General features: G+C 44.4%; 15 protein-coding genes, 2 rRNA genes and 1 pseudogene. 5 read left to right on the forward strand and 13 right to left on the reverse strand.

The features are described from left to right. Together SPI9445_RS0100465 and rrf are read left to right on the forward strand one after the other, a co-directional pair. A 23S ribosomal RNA gene (locus tag SPI9445_RS0100465) occupies nt 1–566 on the forward strand; the annotation flags it as partial. Nucleotides 567–602: 36 nt separating this feature from the next. Continuing rightward, nucleotides 603–720, forward strand: a 5S ribosomal RNA gene (gene rrf / locus SPI9445_RS0100470). 86 nt (nt 721–806) lie between these two features. On the opposite strand, the gene brxL is transcribed toward rrf, so the two are convergent. From brxL to SPI9445_RS0100485, 3 genes are read right to left on the reverse strand one after another with little or no spacing between them, the layout of a single operon-like run. Further along, complete coding sequence (gene brxL, locus SPI9445_RS0100475) at nt 807–2,264, reverse strand: BREX system Lon protease-like protein BrxL (RefSeq protein ID WP_017302744.1); 1,458 nt, start codon at nt 2,262–2,264, stop codon at nt 807–809. Nucleotides 2,265–2,285: 21 nt separating this feature from the next. Beyond that, nucleotides 2,286–2,678, reverse strand: coding sequence for a hypothetical protein (locus SPI9445_RS0100480; protein ID WP_017302745.1), 393 nt, complete (start codon nt 2,676–2,678; stop codon nt 2,286–2,288). Next, the gene (locus tag SPI9445_RS0100485) at nt 2,671–7,422 is read right to left on the reverse strand and encodes a hypothetical protein (RefSeq protein WP_017302746.1); all 4,752 of its coding nucleotides are present in this window, start codon (nt 7,420–7,422) and stop codon (nt 2,671–2,673) included. The genes SPI9445_RS0100480 and SPI9445_RS0100485 overlap by 8 nt, the downstream gene beginning before the upstream one ends. 110 nt (nt 7,423–7,532) lie before the next feature. Here SPI9445_RS0100485 and SPI9445_RS0100490 point away from each other — a divergent pair, with 110 nt between their 5' ends. Further along, nucleotides 7,533–8,552: an IS4 family transposase gene (locus tag SPI9445_RS0100490; RefSeq protein WP_026079427.1), complete on the forward strand. Its 1,020-nt coding sequence runs from the start codon at nt 7,533–7,535 to the stop codon at nt 8,550–8,552. A 42-nt stretch (nt 8,553–8,594) separates the two neighbouring features. Here SPI9445_RS0100490 and SPI9445_RS0100495 read toward each other — a convergent pair whose 3' ends face one another. The 4 genes from SPI9445_RS0100495 to SPI9445_RS0100510 form a co-directional block, all read right to left on the reverse strand. Then, on the reverse strand, nt 8,595–9,269 hold the full coding sequence (locus SPI9445_RS0100495; protein WP_017302748.1) for a hypothetical protein: 675 nt from the start codon (nt 9,267–9,269) through the stop codon (nt 8,595–8,597). Nucleotides 9,270–9,330: 61 nt separating this feature from the next. Beyond that, on the reverse strand, nt 9,331–9,771 hold the full coding sequence (locus SPI9445_RS0100500) for a hypothetical protein (RefSeq protein WP_017302749.1): 441 nt from the start codon (nt 9,769–9,771) through the stop codon (nt 9,331–9,333). After that, a complete protein-coding gene (locus SPI9445_RS0100505) occupies nt 9,755–10,585 on the reverse strand; it encodes a hypothetical protein (RefSeq protein WP_017302750.1) in 831 nt (276 codons plus the stop codon). The genes SPI9445_RS0100500 and SPI9445_RS0100505 overlap by 17 nt, the downstream gene beginning before the upstream one ends. 116 nt (nt 10,586–10,701) lie before the next feature. Continuing rightward, complete coding sequence (locus tag SPI9445_RS0100510) at nt 10,702–11,319, reverse strand: ribonuclease HII (RefSeq protein WP_017302751.1); 618 nt, start codon at nt 11,317–11,319, stop codon at nt 10,702–10,704. Between the two features lie 141 nt (nt 11,320–11,460). Between SPI9445_RS0100510 and SPI9445_RS0100515 the strand changes: the two genes are divergently transcribed. After that, complete coding sequence (locus SPI9445_RS0100515; RefSeq protein ID WP_017302752.1) at nt 11,461–12,099, forward strand: Uma2 family endonuclease; 639 nt, start codon at nt 11,461–11,463, stop codon at nt 12,097–12,099. A gap of 189 nt (nt 12,100–12,288) precedes the next feature. Here SPI9445_RS0100515 and rne read toward each other — a convergent pair whose 3' ends face one another. From rne to SPI9445_RS0100530, 3 genes and pseudogenes are all read right to left on the reverse strand, one after another. Then, the gene (gene rne, locus SPI9445_RS0100520) at nt 12,289–14,355 is read right to left on the reverse strand and encodes a ribonuclease E (RefSeq protein WP_017302753.1); all 2,067 of its coding nucleotides are present in this window, start codon (nt 14,353–14,355) and stop codon (nt 12,289–12,291) included. A 775-nt stretch (nt 14,356–15,130) separates the two neighbouring features. Further along, nucleotides 15,131–15,580: pseudogene (locus SPI9445_RS0100525) on the reverse strand (RNA-guided endonuclease InsQ/TnpB family protein); the annotation flags it as partial. A gap of 177 nt (nt 15,581–15,757) precedes the next feature. Next, nucleotides 15,758–16,936, reverse strand: coding sequence for a cysteine desulfurase family protein (locus SPI9445_RS0100530; RefSeq protein ID WP_026079428.1), 1,179 nt, complete (start codon nt 16,934–16,936; stop codon nt 15,758–15,760). On the opposite strand from SPI9445_RS0100530, the gene SPI9445_RS30210 reads away from it, so the two are divergent. After that, complete coding sequence (locus tag SPI9445_RS30210) at nt 16,904–17,071, forward strand: hypothetical protein (RefSeq protein ID WP_164674438.1); 168 nt, start codon at nt 16,904–16,906, stop codon at nt 17,069–17,071. The two genes, SPI9445_RS0100530 and SPI9445_RS30210, sit on opposite strands and share 33 nt — an antisense overlap. 85 nt (nt 17,072–17,156) lie before the next feature. Here the strand turns inward: SPI9445_RS30210 and SPI9445_RS0100535 are convergent, their stop codons facing one another. The 3 genes from SPI9445_RS0100535 to SPI9445_RS0100545 all read right to left on the reverse strand — a co-directional run bounded on the left by SPI9445_RS0100535 (nt 17,157) and on the right by SPI9445_RS0100545 (nt 19,670). Then, a complete protein-coding gene (locus SPI9445_RS0100535; protein WP_017302756.1) occupies nt 17,157–17,744 on the reverse strand; it encodes a DUF1997 domain-containing protein in 588 nt (195 codons plus the stop codon). A 114-nt stretch (nt 17,745–17,858) separates the two neighbouring features. Further along, on the reverse strand, nt 17,859–18,872 hold the full coding sequence (locus tag SPI9445_RS0100540) for a hypothetical protein (RefSeq protein ID WP_026079429.1): 1,014 nt from the start codon (nt 18,870–18,872) through the stop codon (nt 17,859–17,861). Between the two features lie 246 nt (nt 18,873–19,118). Continuing rightward, on the reverse strand, nt 19,119–19,670 hold the full coding sequence (locus SPI9445_RS0100545; protein WP_017302758.1) for a hypothetical protein: 552 nt from the start codon (nt 19,668–19,670) through the stop codon (nt 19,119–19,121).

The following is a 19,670-nucleotide window of genomic DNA, read 5'->3' on the forward strand; positions in this document are numbered from 1 at the left end:
AGGGAGCTTGACTGCGAGAGAGACATTTCGAGCAGGTAGGAAACTAGGCCTTAGTGATCCGACGGCGCTGAGTGGAAGGGCCGTCGCTCAACGGATAAAAGTTACTCTAGGGATAACAGGCTGATCTCCCCCAAGAGTCCACATCGACGGGGAGGTTTGGCACCTCGATGTCGGCTCATCGCAACCTGGGGCGGAAGTACGTCCCAAGGGTTGGGCTGTTCGCCCATTAAAGCGGTACGTGAGCTGGGTTCAGAACGTCGTGAGACAGTTCGGTCCATATCCGGTGCAGGCGCAAGAGCATTGAGAGGAGCCTTCCTTAGTACGAGAGGACCGGGAAGGACGCACCGCTGGTGTACCTGTTGTCGTGCCAACGGCAAACGCAGGGTAGCTATGTGCGGAGCGGATAACCGCTGAAAGCATCTAAGTGGGAAGCCCACCTCAAGATGAGTGCTCTGTTTGGGTTAACCAAGTAAGGTCACGGGCAGAACACCCGTTACATAGGCGTTCGGTGGAAGTCCTGCAAGGGATGAAGCCAAGGCGTACTAACAGACCGAGGGCTTGACCTCTTTCTTCTATGCAGTCTTGAGGGGATTCTCCCCCGGCTTGGTGAGTTTAGCCTAGCGGTCCCACTCCGATCCCTTCCCGAACTCGGTTGTGAAACGCTAGCGCGGCTACGATACTTTGAGGGTTGCCTCCTGGGACAATCGCTCCTTGCCAGGCCTAAATATTCTCCACAACGCTCTACTGCTTTTTCAGTGGGGCGTTTTGGTTTTGATGTGCAGATTAATATTGTTTATTGTTTTAAGTTAAGTACAGATAATTTTTTGACCATAACGCCGAAATTCATCATCTAAATGGTACAGAGAATTGCGGATATATTGCCTTAACTCTACCGCAGGTTTTAAGCAGTGTTCTTGATATTCTGTTGGGGTTAACTCAAGATGGGGATATAGGAGTTTTAGAAGCCCCGATGCTGATTTAATGATAGACTTTTCATCCCGAACATTAACCGTTTTTGAGTCAAAGTTTGTATGTTGTTTAGCATAAGCTTCAAAACGAGGATCCGAACGTAAGGCTAATAAAGCCTCTCCGAAAAAATCCATCTTTAGTCCGACTTGAGAGGCAATCATGGCTTGCTGAAATTTAGGAATCTTCCACCCCGGAATAATCCCACAAATGCGATCGAGTAAAGCTGTTTCTGAGAAGAATCGAGGTAAATTAGCCACTAAATGGTTAGGATTACGGGGTTGTAATTGTGAGGTTAACTCAATATTGGCTAACATTACTAGAGAACAATCACTGGTAATCGGTTGGTCGCTAAAGGATGATACATTGTAACTCCCATTGGCTAAATAGGTTTTGAGGGGGCCAATAAACTCATCTGGGTTATCGATGGTTAGACTTTGTACTTCATCTAGAACTAATACATCATGACGACCTAATGCACCAATTTCCTTGGTTCTCCCGTTAATAAATAATTGAGCGCGGGTTACTTTTCCCCCACTCAGAACAGCGACTTTGCTATTAATATTTTCAAACACAAAACTTTTGCCTGTGCCTTTGGGTGCTAATTCCATCACATGGTAATTTCTCTCAACTAAGGGAATTAATCGAGCTAACATCCAAGTTTTGGCTTCCGGGGTATAACTGGGATGTTCAGGATTGTATCCCATAGAACAGAACAGGAGGTCTTTCCATTCTTCAACGTTGGAAAATTGAGCGCGAAAATTGGCGTAAGCGTTGCGGTCTAAGAGGGAACATTGAAAGGGGTCAAAATCAAAGACTTCAATCTTATTATTTGACGGTATACTGAGGGTGATTTTCCCCCAAATACCTTGACGAAGCAACATTCTATTCTCGTTGATTAAGTCGGTGGAAATCATGCAAGAGTCAAACCCTAATGTAGGAATTCTGGCAAAAGGTTCAGTAATTTCTTCCCCTCCTTTGCCGAATTTAACCCGAACTTGCATCAAAGCAATTATGGTTTTTGTTTGACCCGTCTTCAGATCAAATTTAATTTCTTCCCGGTCATCCTTGCGAGGGAAGGCTTTTTGGACAAATCGATTTACTTTCTCATGTTCTTGTGGGGTTAGTTCTCCTTCGCCCGGAACAATTTTATCGAGTAGCCATTCTGCCACAAAGCTAGGCACTCCAATGGAGGTTAGTCCACTAGAAGGTAAGCGTCTTTTGTCGATGCTCAGTTCTCCAAAAATGTCGCGAATTTTTTGATTGTTGTAAGGTCTTTCAGGGCTAATATTGTTCATAGTTTTTGCTTTTTGTCAAGATTATTGTTCAAGCAACTCATCAATATCAAAGCCATCCACGAAAATTGAATGAGTTGTATGTTGGGGGGGAGGGGGAGGAACGGGTGGTTCTGTGGGTGGGGTAGGATGGGGTGGGGTAGGATGGGGTCGGGGTGCGATCATCGCATCTTGCCAATCCCAAACGCGCAACCACTCTGTCGTCCAGTCACACAGACGTTTCCCTCTCACCCAATACTTCCCCTCTGTTACAAAAAAATCCCGAATCCAATCCATTTCTGTACTAATTACAATACAGTCATCGGGAATCGGATATTGTTTGGTTGGATCTAGAAATACCGTTTTCCCATGAATCTGTGAACAGGGATAAGATAATTGAGAATCATTTCCCCTACTCGTTTCTGGAATATTAACCATTAGAATTTTCTCGCTCCAAATATTGTGCTAACTCTTCATAAAGGTTTCGACGCTGTAAGACAGGTAACTCTTGAAATAAGGTAATAATTTGATGAGATTTATTTTTGTAAAGCTGTTCCTGACACAGATTTTGAATTCTAATTAAAGATTGCTGATGTGTCTTGTTCAAATATTGATAATATTGGGATTTGTTTTGTCTAATTTCTTGCAGAATTTGTTGAGCAAATTTTAACTTATCACGCTCATCAATTGCTGGAGAAACAACCTCATCAGTGGCTCGCTTACCCAAATTTTTTAACCATTCTTTTGCGGACTCTTGCTGTTGATTATATAAGGTTATACCCATTTCCCTAATTTCACTATAAACCTGATTGAACCGTTGGTCTACTACAGGGTTTAACGGTGAAACCTTTTCCTGCCATTGTTTCAATTCAGCAATTATTTTTTTACAATCCTCTAGGGTATTTCTGGGCGAATTACCAATCCGTAATAATTCCCCTAATAAAGACAAGTCATTTTTAATTCTTTCATACTGTACCGAAAGAGCAGAATCAGCATATAATCCCCCTTGTTGTAAGAGATTCTCCTGAAGTTTTTGCCATTCTGCTACCTGACTAACAACCTGCATCTCTTGCTCAAAATGACTTAACTGCTGCTCGTACTCTTGCCATTTTTCCTGTACTCTGTTTTGGAATAATTCGAGTCTCGTCGCCAATTGTTCTGGGTGATTCAGTTGCACCTGTTGAGACTCTAGGCGCTGGATGATTCGATGTAGATTAGAAGCAGAACTATCTTGTATCAACCATTGCTCTAGTTCCTCAATTTTTTGTATATCCCCTTGATAAGACTCTAAGACAGCTTGAAACCGTTGATATTGTTCAAACTGGTCTGAATCTTTAAAAATTAAATGCAGCTTATCATATTCTGCTTTAATCTCTAGAATTTGTTCTAACGTCTTAGCTTGTAGAATTTGTTGAGACAATTCCTCTAGTGTCTCACAATACCGATTAGATTGGTTTTGTAACTCTTGGAGGATAGCGTTAACCTCCGCTTCGATGTCTTCTGGGTAGTTAATCTGTGCTAAACGTCTTTGAATAGTTTCTATACTCGATTGACACTGTAAAATCGTTTGATTTTGAGGTCTGAGTTGTCGAATTTCCTTTAAAATAGCCTGATCTTGTTGTTGTTTAGATTCAATCTCCTGTTGATTTTGATACCCTTGATAAGCATTCTCCAAGTCTTGCAGGGAATTCTCTAGAACTCCTTGGGTTTCTCTAAACTCGCTGAAGTTCCCTAAAAGCTGAATATATTGTTCAAGGCGATTTTTACCCCCTTGATAGTTTTCAATTTCCCTTTGAGTCTGTTGAGCAAATACTTGTAATTGATCCCGAATAACTTGTTGACCTTGCTCCTTTATTTGGTTGATTGCTTGAATCTTGGAGCCATACTGTTCAACTAACGATGAATCTGTCTCAATTGATAAATGACTGTCCCAGAGTTTCTGATAAATTGCCAAAGCTTCAGCGAGTCTGGAGACGGCTAAATCTTCAATCCGTTGGAGATCCTGTTGTGCGGTTAACAGTTCTGTCTCAATTGAATTTTCTATCTGGTCTTGCGCTTTAACTTTCAGCAATTCTTGCTCTAATCTGACCTCAATCTGCGTGATTTGATTCTGTTGATCTATGTCAGTAAAATAGCGTTTTTTATTGGCAATCTCCTTAATTAACTCTAGGATCTTGTTTTTCGACGTGACGGTTTGGGACTGTTCTTCCCATCTCTCAACTTGTTGACATAGTTCTTGGTAACGACGATTGAGATTGTCTAAGGTTTGTTGAACTGTGGTTTGGTGGGAATCGGGGAGGTTCTGTGCAAGGGTTTCAATTTGTTGGCGAATCTGAATATAATCACTTTGCAGGGAGTCTTCATTTAAACTCTCGTACAATTGCTGAATCTGATTAACAGTTATTTCAATATTGTGTTGCTGCTGAATTGCTGCTTTTCTGCGTTCTACAACTTTTAAAGCATAGTTGAGACGATCTATATAATGGGGGGGGAGTTCAGCAATAGCATCTACTTGTTTAATATATTGGTGGGTGTTTTGTTCGTAGAGGGTACAATCTTCTACCGTTGACAAGGTTTCTGCTTGTTCAGTGTAGGTATCCATCCATAATTCTAGGCGATCGCGCATCTTTTGTTGTGCTTCGGTCATGCGATCGCGTTGTTGCTGAGAGGGAATCATAGATAGTACATTAGACCGTAAATCCCAACTGGGGGGAGATTGGTACAACGGAGAATAAAGTGCTAATAATTCCGGTAGATTGGCAGACTCCGATAGAGTCTCCATCTCCTCCACAGATTTAAACCACATCTCGATCTGTTTTACTAACTCCTCCACCTGCGCTTTTTCTTGCTCCACTTCTGCCACTTCTCCCCCATCCAATTCGGCAGAATTAAGATAAGCTGCCAAGTTTCCAATATATTGTTTAGCTTGGTCATAACTCAGAGGAGAAGGAGGAACTTCCGGTCGTGACATTCGGTATTTGCGAATCAATTCTGCACGGGGATGAGTGACCCAGCTATTGACAAATTCTCTCGGTTTTTTCAGGATATCTGCTGTCGCCCAACTTTTCAAAGATTGCACTTGAACCGTCACAGACTTATGAGTTTTAGGAATTGTGACAGGTCCTTTCAAAGATATCTCTTGACGATGATAGACCATCCAAGCCACCCATAAAACCAGAAAGACATATTCACTGCAACCGAAAGGGGGTTTCGCTAAACATTCCCATAATTTATTCGTTGGAAATCTTTTTTCTGGGCTTCCCTTTAAGTCCATCAACTCTGAAATTTTATCCCAAGCAGCGCGCACATTGGGTTCTAAAGGTTCTTGGATTACATACCTCTCATTTGTCCTGTGAAATAATTTCCAAGACCCGACAAAAACTTGCTTAATCAGGGTTTCATAGGCTGTATTGGGAAGTAAAGTAGACACGCTACTTTGCTCTAAAAGCTGCGTTACTACATAGCGAATAATTTGTGTCCCTGTTGCATTACTGGGACGCATTTTATCCTGAGATTCAATCGGGATCACACAGGGGTAAAGACGCTTTAATAAAGCACTAATCAGAACCTGTGGATTATTTCTCCGGCTAACCTCAAGACCTTCACTTACAATGGAATGACAAGTACAGTCAACAAACATTTGTTTGAGTCGGCCATCCAATTCACTTCGCCAACGTTCCATTAATTGTTTATAAGCGAGTCCCCACAGTCTTTTTTCACTACTATCTTTCTTTTCCAGAAGATTTATTTTCTCTAGTAATATGGCTAATTCTTCTGCGGATTCGGAAGCAATGGCTATCACAATGCTATCTTGAATAGCAGATTTTTTTAAGTAAGCATCAATAGATTTTTGTAGTTTTTGTAACTCAGTCCTACTGCTGCCTATAACATAAGCAAAGATACCACGTTCCGAGGTTGGTAATGATGAATTTTTGGGATTTAATTGGCTTAATAAATGGGCTGGATCATAGACTTTTCTTTGAAATTGCCAGTCTGACTCACTTTGTTTATACTGCTTGACAAAATCTTTAGCAGCAATCACCGGATATGTGAAATACTTGTCATTACAATAATTCACTAAATAGTTCAACGAGACAGGTAGACTTTTTTTAACATCTTCCTCAATTTGATTTTGCAAATCAGAAGGGTTAAAGCCTTCATAAAATTGATATAGCTTGATATCAGATTTATAGTAAATTAAATCCCGTTTCTGGGTCAAAATGTCTAAAGCCTTTTTGACCTCGGATTGTTTTAATCCAGTTAATTCACTTAAAACCACTTCATGATCTTCTCGATCTATCTTGACAATCTTCCCATTGGAAGCGTGATATAAAAACAAAGCTTTCAAAACAATACTTTCCTGCACATTGTCCGAAGCAATGACTAAAGCTTGCGCTTTTTGGTAAGCGGTGTAAATGGAAGCGTTGGAGAAATTTTCAATAAAACTATCGACTAAATCAAGGGGATAGATATAATTTAATGCGCCATTTTCTGTTTCAGTATTTTGACTTTCAATAAATTTTGTGGTATGGCCTTTAATGAACTGAATCGCTGTCCGGTCTTGAACAAAATCTAAGTTACAGAGTAAATAAGCAGTCATTGGATGGAGGGGAAAAACTCCTTTGCCTAATGTTTGAAAAAATGTTTCTAAAGACCAACCCTTTTGTTCCTTATAGAGTTTAATCCGAGATTCATAGGCAATTCTGGCTTTCTCTAATAGAGTATTGCGCCAACGTTCATAAAAGGCTGTCCACGGCTTGCTATTTTCCTGTTGAATCAAGAGATTATGAATCACTAACTCTAAACTAGAAGCAGGATTATAGGTAGTATCTTGAGGAGCAAGACGACTGGCAACTTTTTTATAACTCTCTTCAATAATAGCACTAATCCCCAAGGCTTTTAAGGGAGAAATCTGGGTGAAACTCAGCAGCGTAATTTTCCCTTTATACCGTTCACAAATATTGGTAATATTTTGAACGGCTAATCCTCCTGCTTTGATTTGATCTGCCCCCCAAGCGGTTAAATAGGCATTGAGTTCATCAAATAAAATTAAAATCCCCGCGAACTTTTGATTCTGTCCACTACATAGATTTTTGATTAAGTCTTCTAACAGTATTTCTAGGTCAATCTCGCTTTTAAAATCGGGGGTAAATCCGGTGATATGACGGGCGAGTTCTTTCACCCTCAGAATAACTTGTAAACCAGAAGTGTTGAATGTTAGTAAAAAACTTGACAAAAAGCCCCTATTGTTTTAAAATAGGGGCTTACTTTTTTAAAAAAACTAATCCCTTGATTCTATCCAACTTTCCTCAAATTGTCAAACAATGCCTCGGTCATTTGCCTCAAGATGACTATCCCGTCTTAAATACTTTTAAATTCGTTTCCATTTGGCTTGAATTTGTTCTTGACCAGAGTCAAACCAGTATGAGAAGTCTCTTCAAGAGGCTTAATATTATGGGGGAGTCTGTTGATATTTCCACCTTTTCTAAAGCCAGTAAGTATCGCGATCCTCAAATTTTTTATCAATTGTGGGTTCATCTAACACAACAGTTTCTTAAACAGAATAAGATTCCATCCAATCAGCTACAACTTTTTCCCTTAGATTCAACCATTGTCACTCTCACCAGTAAGTTACTCTGGCATCAAGAAGTTCACCAAGTCAAGCTTTTTGCGGGTCTAAATCTCTTCACCGGAATTCCAGGCGGACTCTTCCTTCATTTTGGTCAAGGTCATGACTATAAATATGGCGATACAACCCTAGAATCAATTCCAGCTAATGGCGTTGGAATAATGGATAGAGGCTTTTTTAGCCTAATTCAAATTGCCCTGTTACAAAAGTTGAAGGATCGCTACTTCGTTCTGAGAATTAGGAACAATGTTCACTTAACTTTCCTAGATAATGGCAATTGTTTACTAGGCCAAGGTCGCGAACAAATTGAAGCTAGAGTCGTGAGTTTTAGCGACTTAGAGAAAAAGACTGAGTTTCGATTAGTAACGAACTTACCCGAGACGGGAGAAGGAGGAGTTAGCTCAGAAGAAATTGCCGAGTTTTATCGTTTGCGTTGGTCAATTGAGTTGCTTTGGAAATTTTTAAAGATGCACCTCAAATTAGATCGCCTCATCCCTAAAAATATCAACGGAATTGAAATCCAGATTTATAGTTGTCTGATTGCCTATTTACTTCTAAATATGCTCAAGATACCGACAGAGTTCGGTAAATCTTTATTGGATAAATTGCGATATTTACAGGCGTTTATGTGTCAAAAAATTAGCTATGTACACTGGTTTAGAGAGCTAGTGCCACCTGGTTAAATTTACCCCTTAACAGGGTTAGTGTGTCCATTTGTACTTAGTTCATAAGTACCGATTCAACACTTCTGCTTGTAAACAATGTTCTTCTAAGAGTTGAATTAACTGTTTAATATCTCCTTCGGGACAGTCAATTTCGGCTAAATAATCATCTCCTGTTTTGCGTTCTTCTGGGCTTAAACTGTTAAGATAGCGTAGAGGTTCACTACATAGCTGTTGGGCGATAGTTTCAGTCACGCCCTCTTGTTCGAGAACTTGTAAAAGACTCGCTAAAAACTGCTCCCGTAAGTCTCCGGGATGATCCCCACTTAAACAAATCACTAAATGTCGATACTTTTGGTTTTGTTTGTAGTTTTTGATTCGCTGTGCTACCGGATTAGATGTTCCCGCAGCAACGGCTACTTGTGTTACAATTCCCTGCACTTCTGGGGTATCAAAGCCTTTTTGAAAAAAGTTAGCTACGGTCACGGCAAAATGAGATTTTCCCTTGCCGTAGTCTTGAACAATCAGGTGAATATTCGGCAAGGTTCGGCTTTGATAAGTGCCACACAAGCGGTCTAAAATTCCAATGGTTGAGTTTTCAGGTTTATGGGAATTGTAGTTAAAAATAAAGCCCTTACAGAGTCTTAGATTCGCTTCAGAATCTTGAAGATGACCGAAATTAACAGAACTGGCAACAATGCCTTCTTGATTAATTTTAACGAGTTGATTAAGGTGCATAGGACAATCTGCTTAAGAGGAGTGAGTCAGGGGAAAATAGGTCAATCGGTCACGAATAGTGTTAGAATGAATCAATGGAGTATAGGCGATTTTTAGGCCAATCAGGGGGTTTTAAACGGGAGGGTAATAAAATCCAGAGTAAGGTTTCGAGATTGCGTAGTTGTTTTAAATAATGCCAAAATAAGGGCATTGAACTTTCAGGTTGGGTATGTAGGTAGGTGATCAAACAGTCTAATCCTTCTAGTAAAATCATGGATTTTTGACTGTTTTTACAAATACTTTTTAAGGCTTCTAGCTCTCGCTCTAAATAAAGATGTAAGGTTAAAAACCGGGTGTTTTTAGGGAGGCGTTGTTGCAAGTTCTGACGATAATTAACCCGTTCGGCGTTGTTGTAAAAAACTAAATGCTCTAACTGTGGCTCAAGGGGTCGATCCCATAGTAACAGATGAATTTGATTATCGGGTCTGGCGTTGCGTAGGAGGAGATTAGGAGTCGCTGGCATAGGCTTTTTCTAGGAGGGTGAGGGGGTCAGACCAACGGGCGATTATTTGGTAGGGGGGAACTGTCCGTCGTTGTTCAATGAGGCCATAGGCTTCTAGGGTGTTCAGTTGAGTTTGTAAGGCTTCTGGGGTAATGCCTAAAATGGGGGCTAATCCCATGTATTGGGTCAGAATCGATTCTGTGAGGACTGAACCTTCTCTAGAAAAGTCTCGCTGCCAAAGTTGGGCTAAAAAGTAACCGATTAAGTAGGGGTTAGGAAGCAGAGAATTTCCCTTAGAATATTGATGGCTTTTTTGGGTTAGGAATTGACAACTCACTAGGGCATCGGGTTCAGTATAGGCTTTTACAATAAAGTCTACTTTTTTAGAAGCGGCTGCGCCTTTTTGCTCAAAAATCTTTATATAATGATTCCTTAATTCTTCGAGGGTAAATTGAGGATATTGGGGTAAAAAACTAAAGACAAAGTAACACCATCCGCCCCAGTCTTCTGGTGTTTGGGGAGGGGGTTTGATACCCTGATCGCCAAAACTGAGATAGAAGTGCATAAACCAATCGGTTAGGGGAGATTCTAGATAGGGGTCCCGTTGGTGGATGAGGCGACCTGCTGAACTTAGGGTTTTGCCGTCTAGGAATCCTGTACGAGTTGCCCAAGCTTTGACTCGTCCGACTTTGGCGTTGCCGAGGTTGGTTTTTGCCATTAAATCTTGTGTAGAACCTTCTAAGCCGGAATCTTCTGCGGCTACGTCTAAGATTCTGCGTAATTCTTCTTTTTTCAGCGAAAATGTACCAAAAAAACCGAGTTGGTGTTCTGCCATGAATCGTGATCAGAAATAGACCGAAAAATGCTCTGACCTCAATTATATTATGGGAGAGGGTTGGGGTGCGATTCCGGGCGTAGCATCTCAAAGCGATCGCCTAAAATCCATCTGGACTACAACCGACAAGGTTTGAAGGATAAGCGATGGTAGGGAGATGGCCCATACTGTTGTAGGGCTAGCAGATGCTTTTGGGTGCCATATCCCTTATTGGCGATGAGATCATATTGGGGATATTCTGCCGCGAGTTCTATAATCTGTTGATCCCGCCAGACTTTAGCGACAATACTAGCTGAGGCAATGACGACAGATTTCTGATCCCCCTTGATGATATTTTGCTGGGGTGGGGTTAAATGGGGGATGGGGAATTTTCCATCTACAAAACAGATGGAGGGGACTGGATTCAAGGCTTCCACTGCACGACCCATCGCTAACAAAGAGGCCTGAAAGATGTTGATTTGATCAATTTCTTGGTGGGTCGCGTGACTAATTTGGACATCAAGGGCGATCGCACGAATTTGTTCCGCGAGTGTCATTCGTCGTTTAGCAGACAAGCGCTTACTATCCCGCACCCCCGCTTTCACCAATTCTGAACAGGCCTCTGGAGACAACACAACGGCCGCCGCTACCACCGCCCCAAACAATGCACCCCGCCCCACCTCATCCACCCCGGCAACGGTTTCATAGGGTGCTGCAAGTTCAGGTAAATCACGTTCTACGAAATAGAATCTCATCAATCCGTTCTCAATTTCATCCGGTGTTGCTAGTTTATAGCAATCATGTTCCCTCCAATCCTAGTTCCTTTTTTGCACGACTCAGATCGGTTGGCTATAATTGCGTTATTCTGACAAAAAACTAATATAAAAGTAAACAATATGCAAGTCACTTTTGAACAATTAGTCATTCCCCCCGGTCGGCAACTTTTAATGAAAGATATTAGTTGGCAGATGTACGAAGACTTGCTAGAAGATTTGGGAGAAAAACGCGGGTTTCGGATTAATTACAGTCAAGGAATATTGGAAATTATGGTGCCATTACCGGAACACGAAGACGATAAAGTCATTATTGGTAATCTCGTGGAAATTCTGCTAGAAGAACTTGATATTGAGTTCAGAAACTTGGCTTCAACCACCTTTAAAAGTCAAACCATGAGACAAGGACTTGAAGCCGACCAATGTTTCTATATCGAAAATGAGGCAGAGGTTCGTGGTCAAAAGCGAATTGATTTAAGTATAGACCCGCCCCCAGATTTAGCCATTGAAATTGATCTTACATCGCGGACTCAGTTTAACAATTATGAAGTCTTAGGAGTTGGGGAACTTTGGCGCTTTAACGGTACAATTTTAGAAATTAATGTGCTACAAGATGGTGTTTATATTCAATCTAATGAAAGCCCTCATTTTCCCGGATTTCCTTTAAGGAAAATTATTCCTGAATATCTGGAACGGAGTAAAGTTGAAGGCAGGAATAAAACCATGAAAGCGTTTCGGGCTTGGGTTAGGGAGCAAATTTAGAAGTCAAGGGAACAGGGGAGGGGGAGGGAGGGGGGAGAGGGGGAGCAGGGGAGCAGGGGAGAATTGATAATTATTACCTATCACCTATTCCCTATTCCCTATTACCTATTCCCGACACCCGACACCCGATTCCCGACTCCCGACTCCTGACTCCCCGTTCCCTAGCCCAGTTATTCAGCAGATCCTACATTAGCGAGCAGAAGAGCGACGACGACGGCGACGGATGACAGGACGATCCTCCTCATCCTCTGCATCAGAGTCATTAGACTTCAACCCTGTATCCTCACTCGCGGACTGCACAGACTCCATAGACTCCATAGACTCCACAGATTGAACAAACTCCTCAGACTCCTCAGAGAACACCGGACTATTTTCCTCAAATTCCTCCTCGTCCGGCTGACTAGCCAACTCACTAACCATGCTAGGAGACTCAACGGCATTATTCAGAATTGGTTTGGCGGGTTTTTCCCGTTCCTCTTCTACCTCTTCGTCAGTCCCTACAGGACGAACAGAGACAATGACGGCTTTAGGATCTTTTAACTCACGATTGGCACGAATCAGGGGAGAAATGCCCATCATGGCGTAAATATCCTGTTCAACCGGGGTCATTTCTACGGAGACTTTTTCCGGGATAATGGTTTCCCGAATCCGAGAACCGCGACTGGGACTGTATTTTTCACTGGTATCCCGTTCTCGACTTCCAGAAGAATCCCGCAGAATCCCGTAAGACTCGTTACTGCTGCTGTAATCGTTCTCTGTCTCCAGTTTTTGGCCATTGGTACCCGAAGGACGGGGTTTGCTCTTGTTCCCCAGTTCTAGCTCAGTCAAACGCCGCCGCCGTCTGCGTTTGTTGTTGCCGCCCGGTTCTTGGTAGCTGGGATGATGGAGTAAATCTAAATCCACACTGCTCTCATCTCCTCCCGCGTCAAACAGAGGTTCAATTTCCTCCTCCCGTTTTTCGGGAGTTCTCACCAAGGTTGGAGTGGTGGAAACGACCCGTTCGGGCAGTTCTTCGCCACTTTCGCCGGGGAGTTGGACTAAATGACCTAAGCCGCCACAATGGGGGCATTCTTTGCCAAAGAGTTCATAGAGGTTTTGGCCTTGGCGTTTGCGGGTCAGTTCAACCAGTCCCAGTTCCGAGAGTTGGGCAATTTGGGGGCGGGCTTTGTCGGCGCGCAGGGCTTTATTAAAGTGTTCTAATAAGGCCAATTGATCCCGCCGGGAGTCCATATCAATAAAGTCCACCACAATCACGCCGCCCATGTTGCGTAAGCGCATTTGACGGGCGATTTCGGTAGCGGCTTCGTAGTTCGTCCAGAGGACGGTTTCCCGTGCCGTGGCGGAACGAGTAAAGGAGCCGGAGTTCACATCAATGACGGTGAGGGCTTCGGTGGGTTCGATGATGATATACCCGCCGGAGGGTAAATCTACTCTGGGTTTGAGGGCTTCTCGGATGGCGGCATTCACCCGGAAGTATTCGAGAATGGGCAGGCGATCGCGGTGATGGTCAATTAACACCCCTTCCGGCGACCGTCCGCCACTCCAGTTCATTAATTGTTGTTTCACCCGCTTAACCCCAGCGGCCGAATCCACCACAATCCGGTTCACGTCCGCGCTGTAAATATCCCGTAGAATCCGTTGGATAAAGTCTTCATCCCGATTCAACAGCGCCGGAGGTTTGCTCATGTTGGCCTGTTGTTGGATAGACTCCCATTGTCGTTGGAGGTATTCTAAATCCTCCATAATGGCATCTTCGCCTTTTCCTTCGGCTTCCGTCCGCACTAATAAACCCATCCCGGCGGGTTTAATCAGAATCGCTAAGGCGCGTAAACGACTGCGTTCGGCTTCGTTTTTGATGCGACGGGACAGATTCACCCCGCGTCCGTAGGGCATTAAGACTAAATAACGTCCGGGGAGGGTAATATTTCCCGTGAGTCGAGGCCCTTTGTTCCCCGTAGGTTCTTTCATGACTTGAACCAGAACCGTTTGTTGGGGAGTTAAAAGTTCCGTAATCGCTCCGGCACTTTTGCGCAAGCGTAAAGGGCCTAGGTCTGTGACGTGCATAAAGCCATTGCGTTCGGCATCGCCAATGTTCACAAAAGCAGCATCAATGCCTTGAATCACATTTTCTACGGTGCCGAGGTAAATATCGCTAACTTGTTGATTACCAGTAGAGACAACAAGTTCTTGAATCTGATCTTCTGCAAAAACGGCTGCGATTTTATGCTGTTCAGCAATAATAATTTGCTTTGGCATCCAATTTCCTCAAAAAATAATTAGGTTAAGCATCTGTGCGTGATCAAAGTTTTTTTCAGCCAGTACCTTGAACGAGAATCAAACGGAGTCAAACTAGATTGCCGGAAAGTGGAGGAGGACTTAAGCGATCCCATCTGGTTTAAGTTTTGATTGTTCACCCCTTGGATTATCAAGCCAGTGGGATAATGTTGAGGCAGTGTCGCTTAAAACTGCGCTGCACTGGGGGTGATGTACTGTTCAAGTGTGAGTTTTTAGCTTGGGATTTTCCCTTAATCAATTGAATTTGACTTTGATCGCGTCACAAAAACGCAACTGTACAATTCAAGCCAGATGACTCACCCCCCTAAACTCTGCTCTCATTACAGAACAGGGGATAAGTTGAACGGGACAACCACCATGAACTGAGGTGATGGGTGACACCATCGGATAAGCCTGATCTGATCCACACAATCTAAATCTGTACTCTCTCATTAATACTGCCCCATAATCTGTTTCAGTTAGGGGACAGGTGGCTGTCCAACAATCCTAGGTTAATGTTCTCCTAATCTGTGCTGTCCTAAGTGCTAGGGTCTAGCTTACGAACTGTATTGAGGGATTACGCCATGAAGCCCACTTTACAGTATTCACGAATCCAGACTCACTCAGGGAAGAAAAGGAAAATTCTCAAGGGGAAATTTTGACTTCGGAGTTTTTAGGATTCGGTGTTTTCTGTTCATCTTGCGTGACATCCTCCCGACACCGACCCTACGGGTACGGTGCGGGCTTCCCCATATTACTATGAGGCTTTCCTGCTTCTACGGGAGGCTCTAGATGTCTTTTTAGGGACATCCCCGATCACCTCTTCCTCTACAGGCAGCTTGACCCCCAGTCCAAGGGCTGCAAGTTCACGTTGCTCAACAACCATCGCCGCAGCAACGTCCCTATCCGTTACCAACCCACAATGAGAACATTCATGCACTCGTTGAGACAAGTCTTTCTTACCAGTCACTACACCACAACTCGGACAAATTTGGCTAGTGAAATTAGCATCAACTTTCTCAAAATAAACATCTCGTTTCCAAGCCCCGTGCTTTAAGACCTCTAGAAACCCCCCAAAACCAGCATCAATGGTAGGTTTACACAACATCCCTCTAGACATGGCTTTGACGTTTAAATCTTCGGCAAAAATGATATTGGCTTGGTCACAAAGATGATGAGCGACTTGATAATGAAAGTTCTTGCGAGTCTTTTGCCTGCTCCTTCACTGGCTCAAGCGAGATCCGGATTCCGTCGGTTAGTGGTCGGAGATATGTCAATCATATCATATTTGGCTTTTACCCCGAATATTCACCCTGTTGGGCAGGGTGCGGGATGTCTCGCCGAGTGAGTTAAGAGAGCGACCCCCCTATTTTAGCACAAAGGGCTAACGGCGAGATGGCTTTGTTTTGGGGTTGGCTTGGCGCAGGGCTTGAACGGTGGAAATGATGGCGGGGGCGACTTGCTCGATTTCTGCGGGGGTGTTGAAACGCCCTAGGCCGAAGCGCAGGGAGGCGTAGGCGAGGGGTTCGGGGCGACCCAGGGCGGTGAGGACGTGGGAGGGGGCGATGTGGGTGGAGGAACAGGCGGAACCGGAGGAGAGGGCGACGATGGACTGGAGTCCGAGGAGGAGGGCGTTTCCATCGACTCCTTCTATACTGATGTTGAGGTTGCCGGGGAGTCGCTGGGTGGGGTGTCCGTTGAGGATTACGCCGTCTAGGGTTTGGAGTTGGCTCCAGAGGCGATCGCGCATTTCCCCCAATCTCTCCCCTTCGCTGGCCTCACTGAGTCCCAATTCAATGGCTTTGCCCAGTCCCACGATTTGGGGGGTATAAAGGGTTCCTGAACGCAAGTCTCGTTCCTGTCCGCCCCCGTGAATTTGGGCGGCTAATTTGACTCTAGGGTTACGTCGTCGAACATATAACGCGCCAATTCCTTTGGGGCCATACACTTTATGGGCGGTAATGGACATTAGATCAATCTGCATGGCTTCCACATCTAGGGGAATTTTGGCGATCGCCTGAGCCGCATCCGTATGGAACAAAACCCCCTTTTCATGGCACATTGCGCCAATTTCCGCTAAGGGTTGTAACACCCCAATTTCATTATTAGCCGCCATCACAGAGACTAAAATAGTATCGGGGCGGATGGCTTGGCTTAACACCTCTAAATCCACCAGCCCATCGGATTGAACCGGAAGTTTAGTCACTTCAAACCCCAAGGAAGCCAAATAATCATAGGGATCTAAAACCGCCCGGTGTTCGGTGGCGAGGGTAATAATATGTCGGCCTTGTTGAAAATAGGACTCAGCCACCCCTTTAATGGCTAAATTATTGGCCTCTGTAGCCCCACTGGTAAAAATCACCTCATCGGGGCTACAGTGAATCGCCTCGGCGATAATTTGGCGGCTTTTTTTGACCGCCGCTTCTGCTTCCCAACCATAGGCATGGGTAATGCTGGAGGGGTTGCCAAAATGCTCGGTAAAAAAGGGTAACATGGCCTCGACGACTCGCGGATCTACCGGAGTTGTGGCATGGCCATCCATGTAAATGGGACGTTGGGACATAAGGGAATTGGGAATCGGGGAACAGGGAACAGGGAACAGGGAACGGGGAATCGGGAGTCGGGAATCGGGAGTCGGGAGTCGGGAGTCGGTGTAGGGGCGCAATGCTTGCGCCCTAGGGAGTCGGGAGTTGATTAGTATTCCCCATTACCTATTACCTATTACCTCTCCCCTGCTCCCCCTCTCCCCCTCCCCCCTGTTCCCTGTTCCCTTGAAGTGAAGTCTAGGGATCAATCAGTAGACCATAATTCACGCCCAAAGCGGCATCCGAGGGGATTTCTTCCCCTCTAGCCCAGTGGTGATAATCGGCGATGAGATGGGAGAGTAGACGCTGTTTAATGCGGGAGAGAACCCCGCGCATTAACCCTTTCCCCGTGGTTTCCAACAGAGATAAAGGCGTGAATAACAACAACGGCGGGAGTTCTACACTCACCTCTACATTAGCCTGACCTTCTAGATAGGTCATCCCATCCCGAATGATTGGGGAGAGGATGCCACGGACTCTGAGACTAAAACGGTCATTAATATAATCAATCCCGCGAATTTCGCAGGATTCCGAGTTGAGGTAGACATTTCCCTTACCATCAGACCAAACCCGCAGGACAACCGTAGGCTGGAAATGGTAGATATCCAGTAGGTTGAGAGGGTGCATTTTCAAACGATAGCGATCGCCTCCTAAACACTCCATCAGGGAAGAATCGGCAATAGCATGAACCAAGCGTTGGGGTTGGCGCAAATAATGGTTAATCGGAATGGTTTCCGCTTCGACTGCCATGGCAACTGTTTCCGCAGCCGCTAAACAAAGTTTCATAAAAATAGAGAAAAAATGAGAAAAATAACCCGTTCGTTTAATCTTACTTTACACAATTGCCGATTAACGCCCCTCAATTGTGAATTTTCTCAACAGTTCTCAATCCTGCCCGTTCTAAATCACAAGATCATCCTCTATGCCATCCTCCCTGAGATAGAGTAACCACTGGCGTTGAGCTTGGTACGGATCAACGGCTTCCTGTATCTGTTCTAAATTCATCCCAAACTGTTGAACAAGAACCAGTGGATTATCGGAAAAATTAGCAAAATCCACCCCATTTTTAGAGATTAAGCGTAAATTTTTCTCATCTACGTTTTGATTCAGTCGATGCGCCATTTTTAGGGACTCTACTACTACAAAATGGCTTGAATCTTGCCCCGAATTCTTCACCACAACCCCCGCCCCTAATTCAGGAGAATTTTGCACTGTAATCTGACCCTCTAAAGCGTGAAAGGGGAGATTTTGAGGAAGGACTGCAACCGTTTGGGGTTGTTGGCGAGAAAGCTTAATCGGTTGTCGTGTTATGGCAAAGGAGGGAGGATTAGGGCGATGACGAGGGGGAGATTTGGCTAAATGACCCCGGTTCTCTACCACCCCAGACGGGATGCTATGCTGAACCAGCACGGGAGAAGAAGTTTCCACCCTGCGCTGAATAGGTGTTTGCTGATAGGCTGGGATAGCTAAATTTTGGGGTTTTGTCGCCACCGGACGCAACGGCAGAGGTTCAGGACGAGCAAAACGGATGGGAGAAGCTGGAGGCGGAAGGGATTGTAAACGCTCTCTTAACAGACTACGACCATCTAGGATGGGAGCAGGAAGGGGGAGTCTCGCACTTAACAAGGCTTTTTGAGTCTCAGCCTTTTGGATTGCTTTTTCCACCTCGGGCAAATCCGGGATAATGCTCCTTTGAGTTTCCGGCAATCCTTCGGGAATGGCTGCCGTAACTTGCCATTCCGCAGAGGGGAGAGACTGCGGCGGAAGGGATTGACTTTCCCCTCCTCCACTCACGATTGCCCAAGTGATCACAGTTCCTAAACCCGCCAAAGCAAATAAACCGGAACTTTGCCACCAACTGTGATTTAACCCAGACTGCAACGAATAGGAAAGGTGAATTGATTTCTTGCTCATGAGTTTCGGGGCGATTGGGTCAGAGTTACTGATGTTAAGGGCAGTATACCTACAATTAGGTGATAGGTTATAGGGAAAATGTGGTTGTGTTGCCGAAGTTATTAGGTCTGACGCAGCCTACGACGAGAATTAGTCATCAGCACCCACTAATGTAGACATCCCCCAAAAGAAATTTTAGGGGATGTCTATTGATTCTGAATCCCCCCCTGCCCCATTGAGCATTGAGGATTAATGACCAAGAATGGACTAAGGGGCGTTTTCCCATTCAGGATTTAAAGCCCGAAAATCGTACTCATTGGCGCGATAATGGCAACTCACACAAGTTCGGGAGGTGGGGGGTTGAGGAAACTCTACTTTTGGGTGTAGGGCGGCAAAAAAACGAGACTCCGTGACCCGAAAGGGAACTGTTTCCCCAGCCTGATGGGGGCGGGAAAAAGCGCTGAGATATTGCCACATTAAATAAATCTCTGGCCGGAAGATATTGGGCAGGCGCACCCCATAATGTTGATTGGGGTTTTGTAATAAATCTCGCCAAGTTTCTGTGGGGAAAACTTCCGGGGGCAGGGCTAAATGACAACTACTGCAATTGTCTAAATAGACTTCCGCCGCTAGTCGCAGTTCAGAGGGAATCGGATCAACAGACTTGGAGAAGGAGGCGGGGGAGTCTTTAGGACTCATGGCTTGAGCCATACCTGTTCCTAATAGTAAACTCCAACCGATCACTAACAAAAAGAGAATCCAAGGGGATTTCCGTTGTTTTTTGGGGGGGGTCTTGTGATCCGATTTAACTTGATTCAT

The sequence above is a fragment of the Spirulina subsalsa PCC 9445 genome, assembly GCF_000314005.1.
GTDB classification, from domain to species: Bacteria; Cyanobacteriota; Cyanobacteriia; order Cyanobacteriales; family Spirulinaceae; genus Spirulina_A; species Spirulina_A subsalsa.

What these genes read in the sequence shown, in the direction of transcription:
- brxL (WP_017302744.1), bottom strand. Translation starts at nt 2,264, where the DNA reads ATGAACAATATTAGCCCTGAAAGACCTTACAACAATCAAAAAATTCGC.
- SPI9445_RS0100480 (WP_017302745.1), bottom strand. Translation starts at nt 2,678, where the DNA reads ATGGTTAATATTCCAGAAACGAGTAGGGGAAATGATTCTCAATTATCT.
- SPI9445_RS0100495 (WP_017302748.1), bottom strand. Translation starts at nt 9,269, where the DNA reads ATGCACCTTAATCAACTCGTTAAAATTAATCAAGAAGGCATTGTTGCC.
- SPI9445_RS0100500 (WP_017302749.1), bottom strand. Translation starts at nt 9,771, where the DNA reads ATGCCAGCGACTCCTAATCTCCTCCTACGCAACGCCAGACCCGATAAT.
- SPI9445_RS0100505 (WP_017302750.1), bottom strand. Translation starts at nt 10,585, where the DNA reads ATGGCAGAACACCAACTCGGTTTTTTTGGTACATTTTCGCTGAAAAAA.
- SPI9445_RS0100510 (WP_017302751.1), bottom strand. Translation starts at nt 11,319, where the DNA reads ATGAGATTCTATTTCGTAGAACGTGATTTACCTGAACTTGCAGCACCC.
- SPI9445_RS0100515 (WP_017302752.1), top strand. Translation starts at nt 11,461, where the DNA reads ATGCAAGTCACTTTTGAACAATTAGTCATTCCCCCCGGTCGGCAACTT.
- rne (WP_017302753.1), bottom strand. Translation starts at nt 14,355, where the DNA reads ATGCCAAAGCAAATTATTATTGCTGAACAGCATAAAATCGCAGCCGTT.
- SPI9445_RS30210 (WP_164674438.1), top strand. Translation starts at nt 16,904, where the DNA reads ATGGCCATCCATGTAAATGGGACGTTGGGACATAAGGGAATTGGGAAT.
- SPI9445_RS0100530 (WP_026079428.1), bottom strand. Translation starts at nt 16,936, where the DNA reads ATGTCCCAACGTCCCATTTACATGGATGGCCATGCCACAACTCCGGTA.
- SPI9445_RS0100535 (WP_017302756.1), bottom strand. Translation starts at nt 17,744, where the DNA reads ATGAAACTTTGTTTAGCGGCTGCGGAAACAGTTGCCATGGCAGTCGAA.
- SPI9445_RS0100540 (WP_026079429.1), bottom strand. Translation starts at nt 18,872, where the DNA reads ATGAGCAAGAAATCAATTCACCTTTCCTATTCGTTGCAGTCTGGGTTA.
- SPI9445_RS0100545 (WP_017302758.1), bottom strand. Translation starts at nt 19,670, where the DNA reads ATGAATCAAGTTAAATCGGATCACAAGACCCCCCCCAAAAAACAACGG.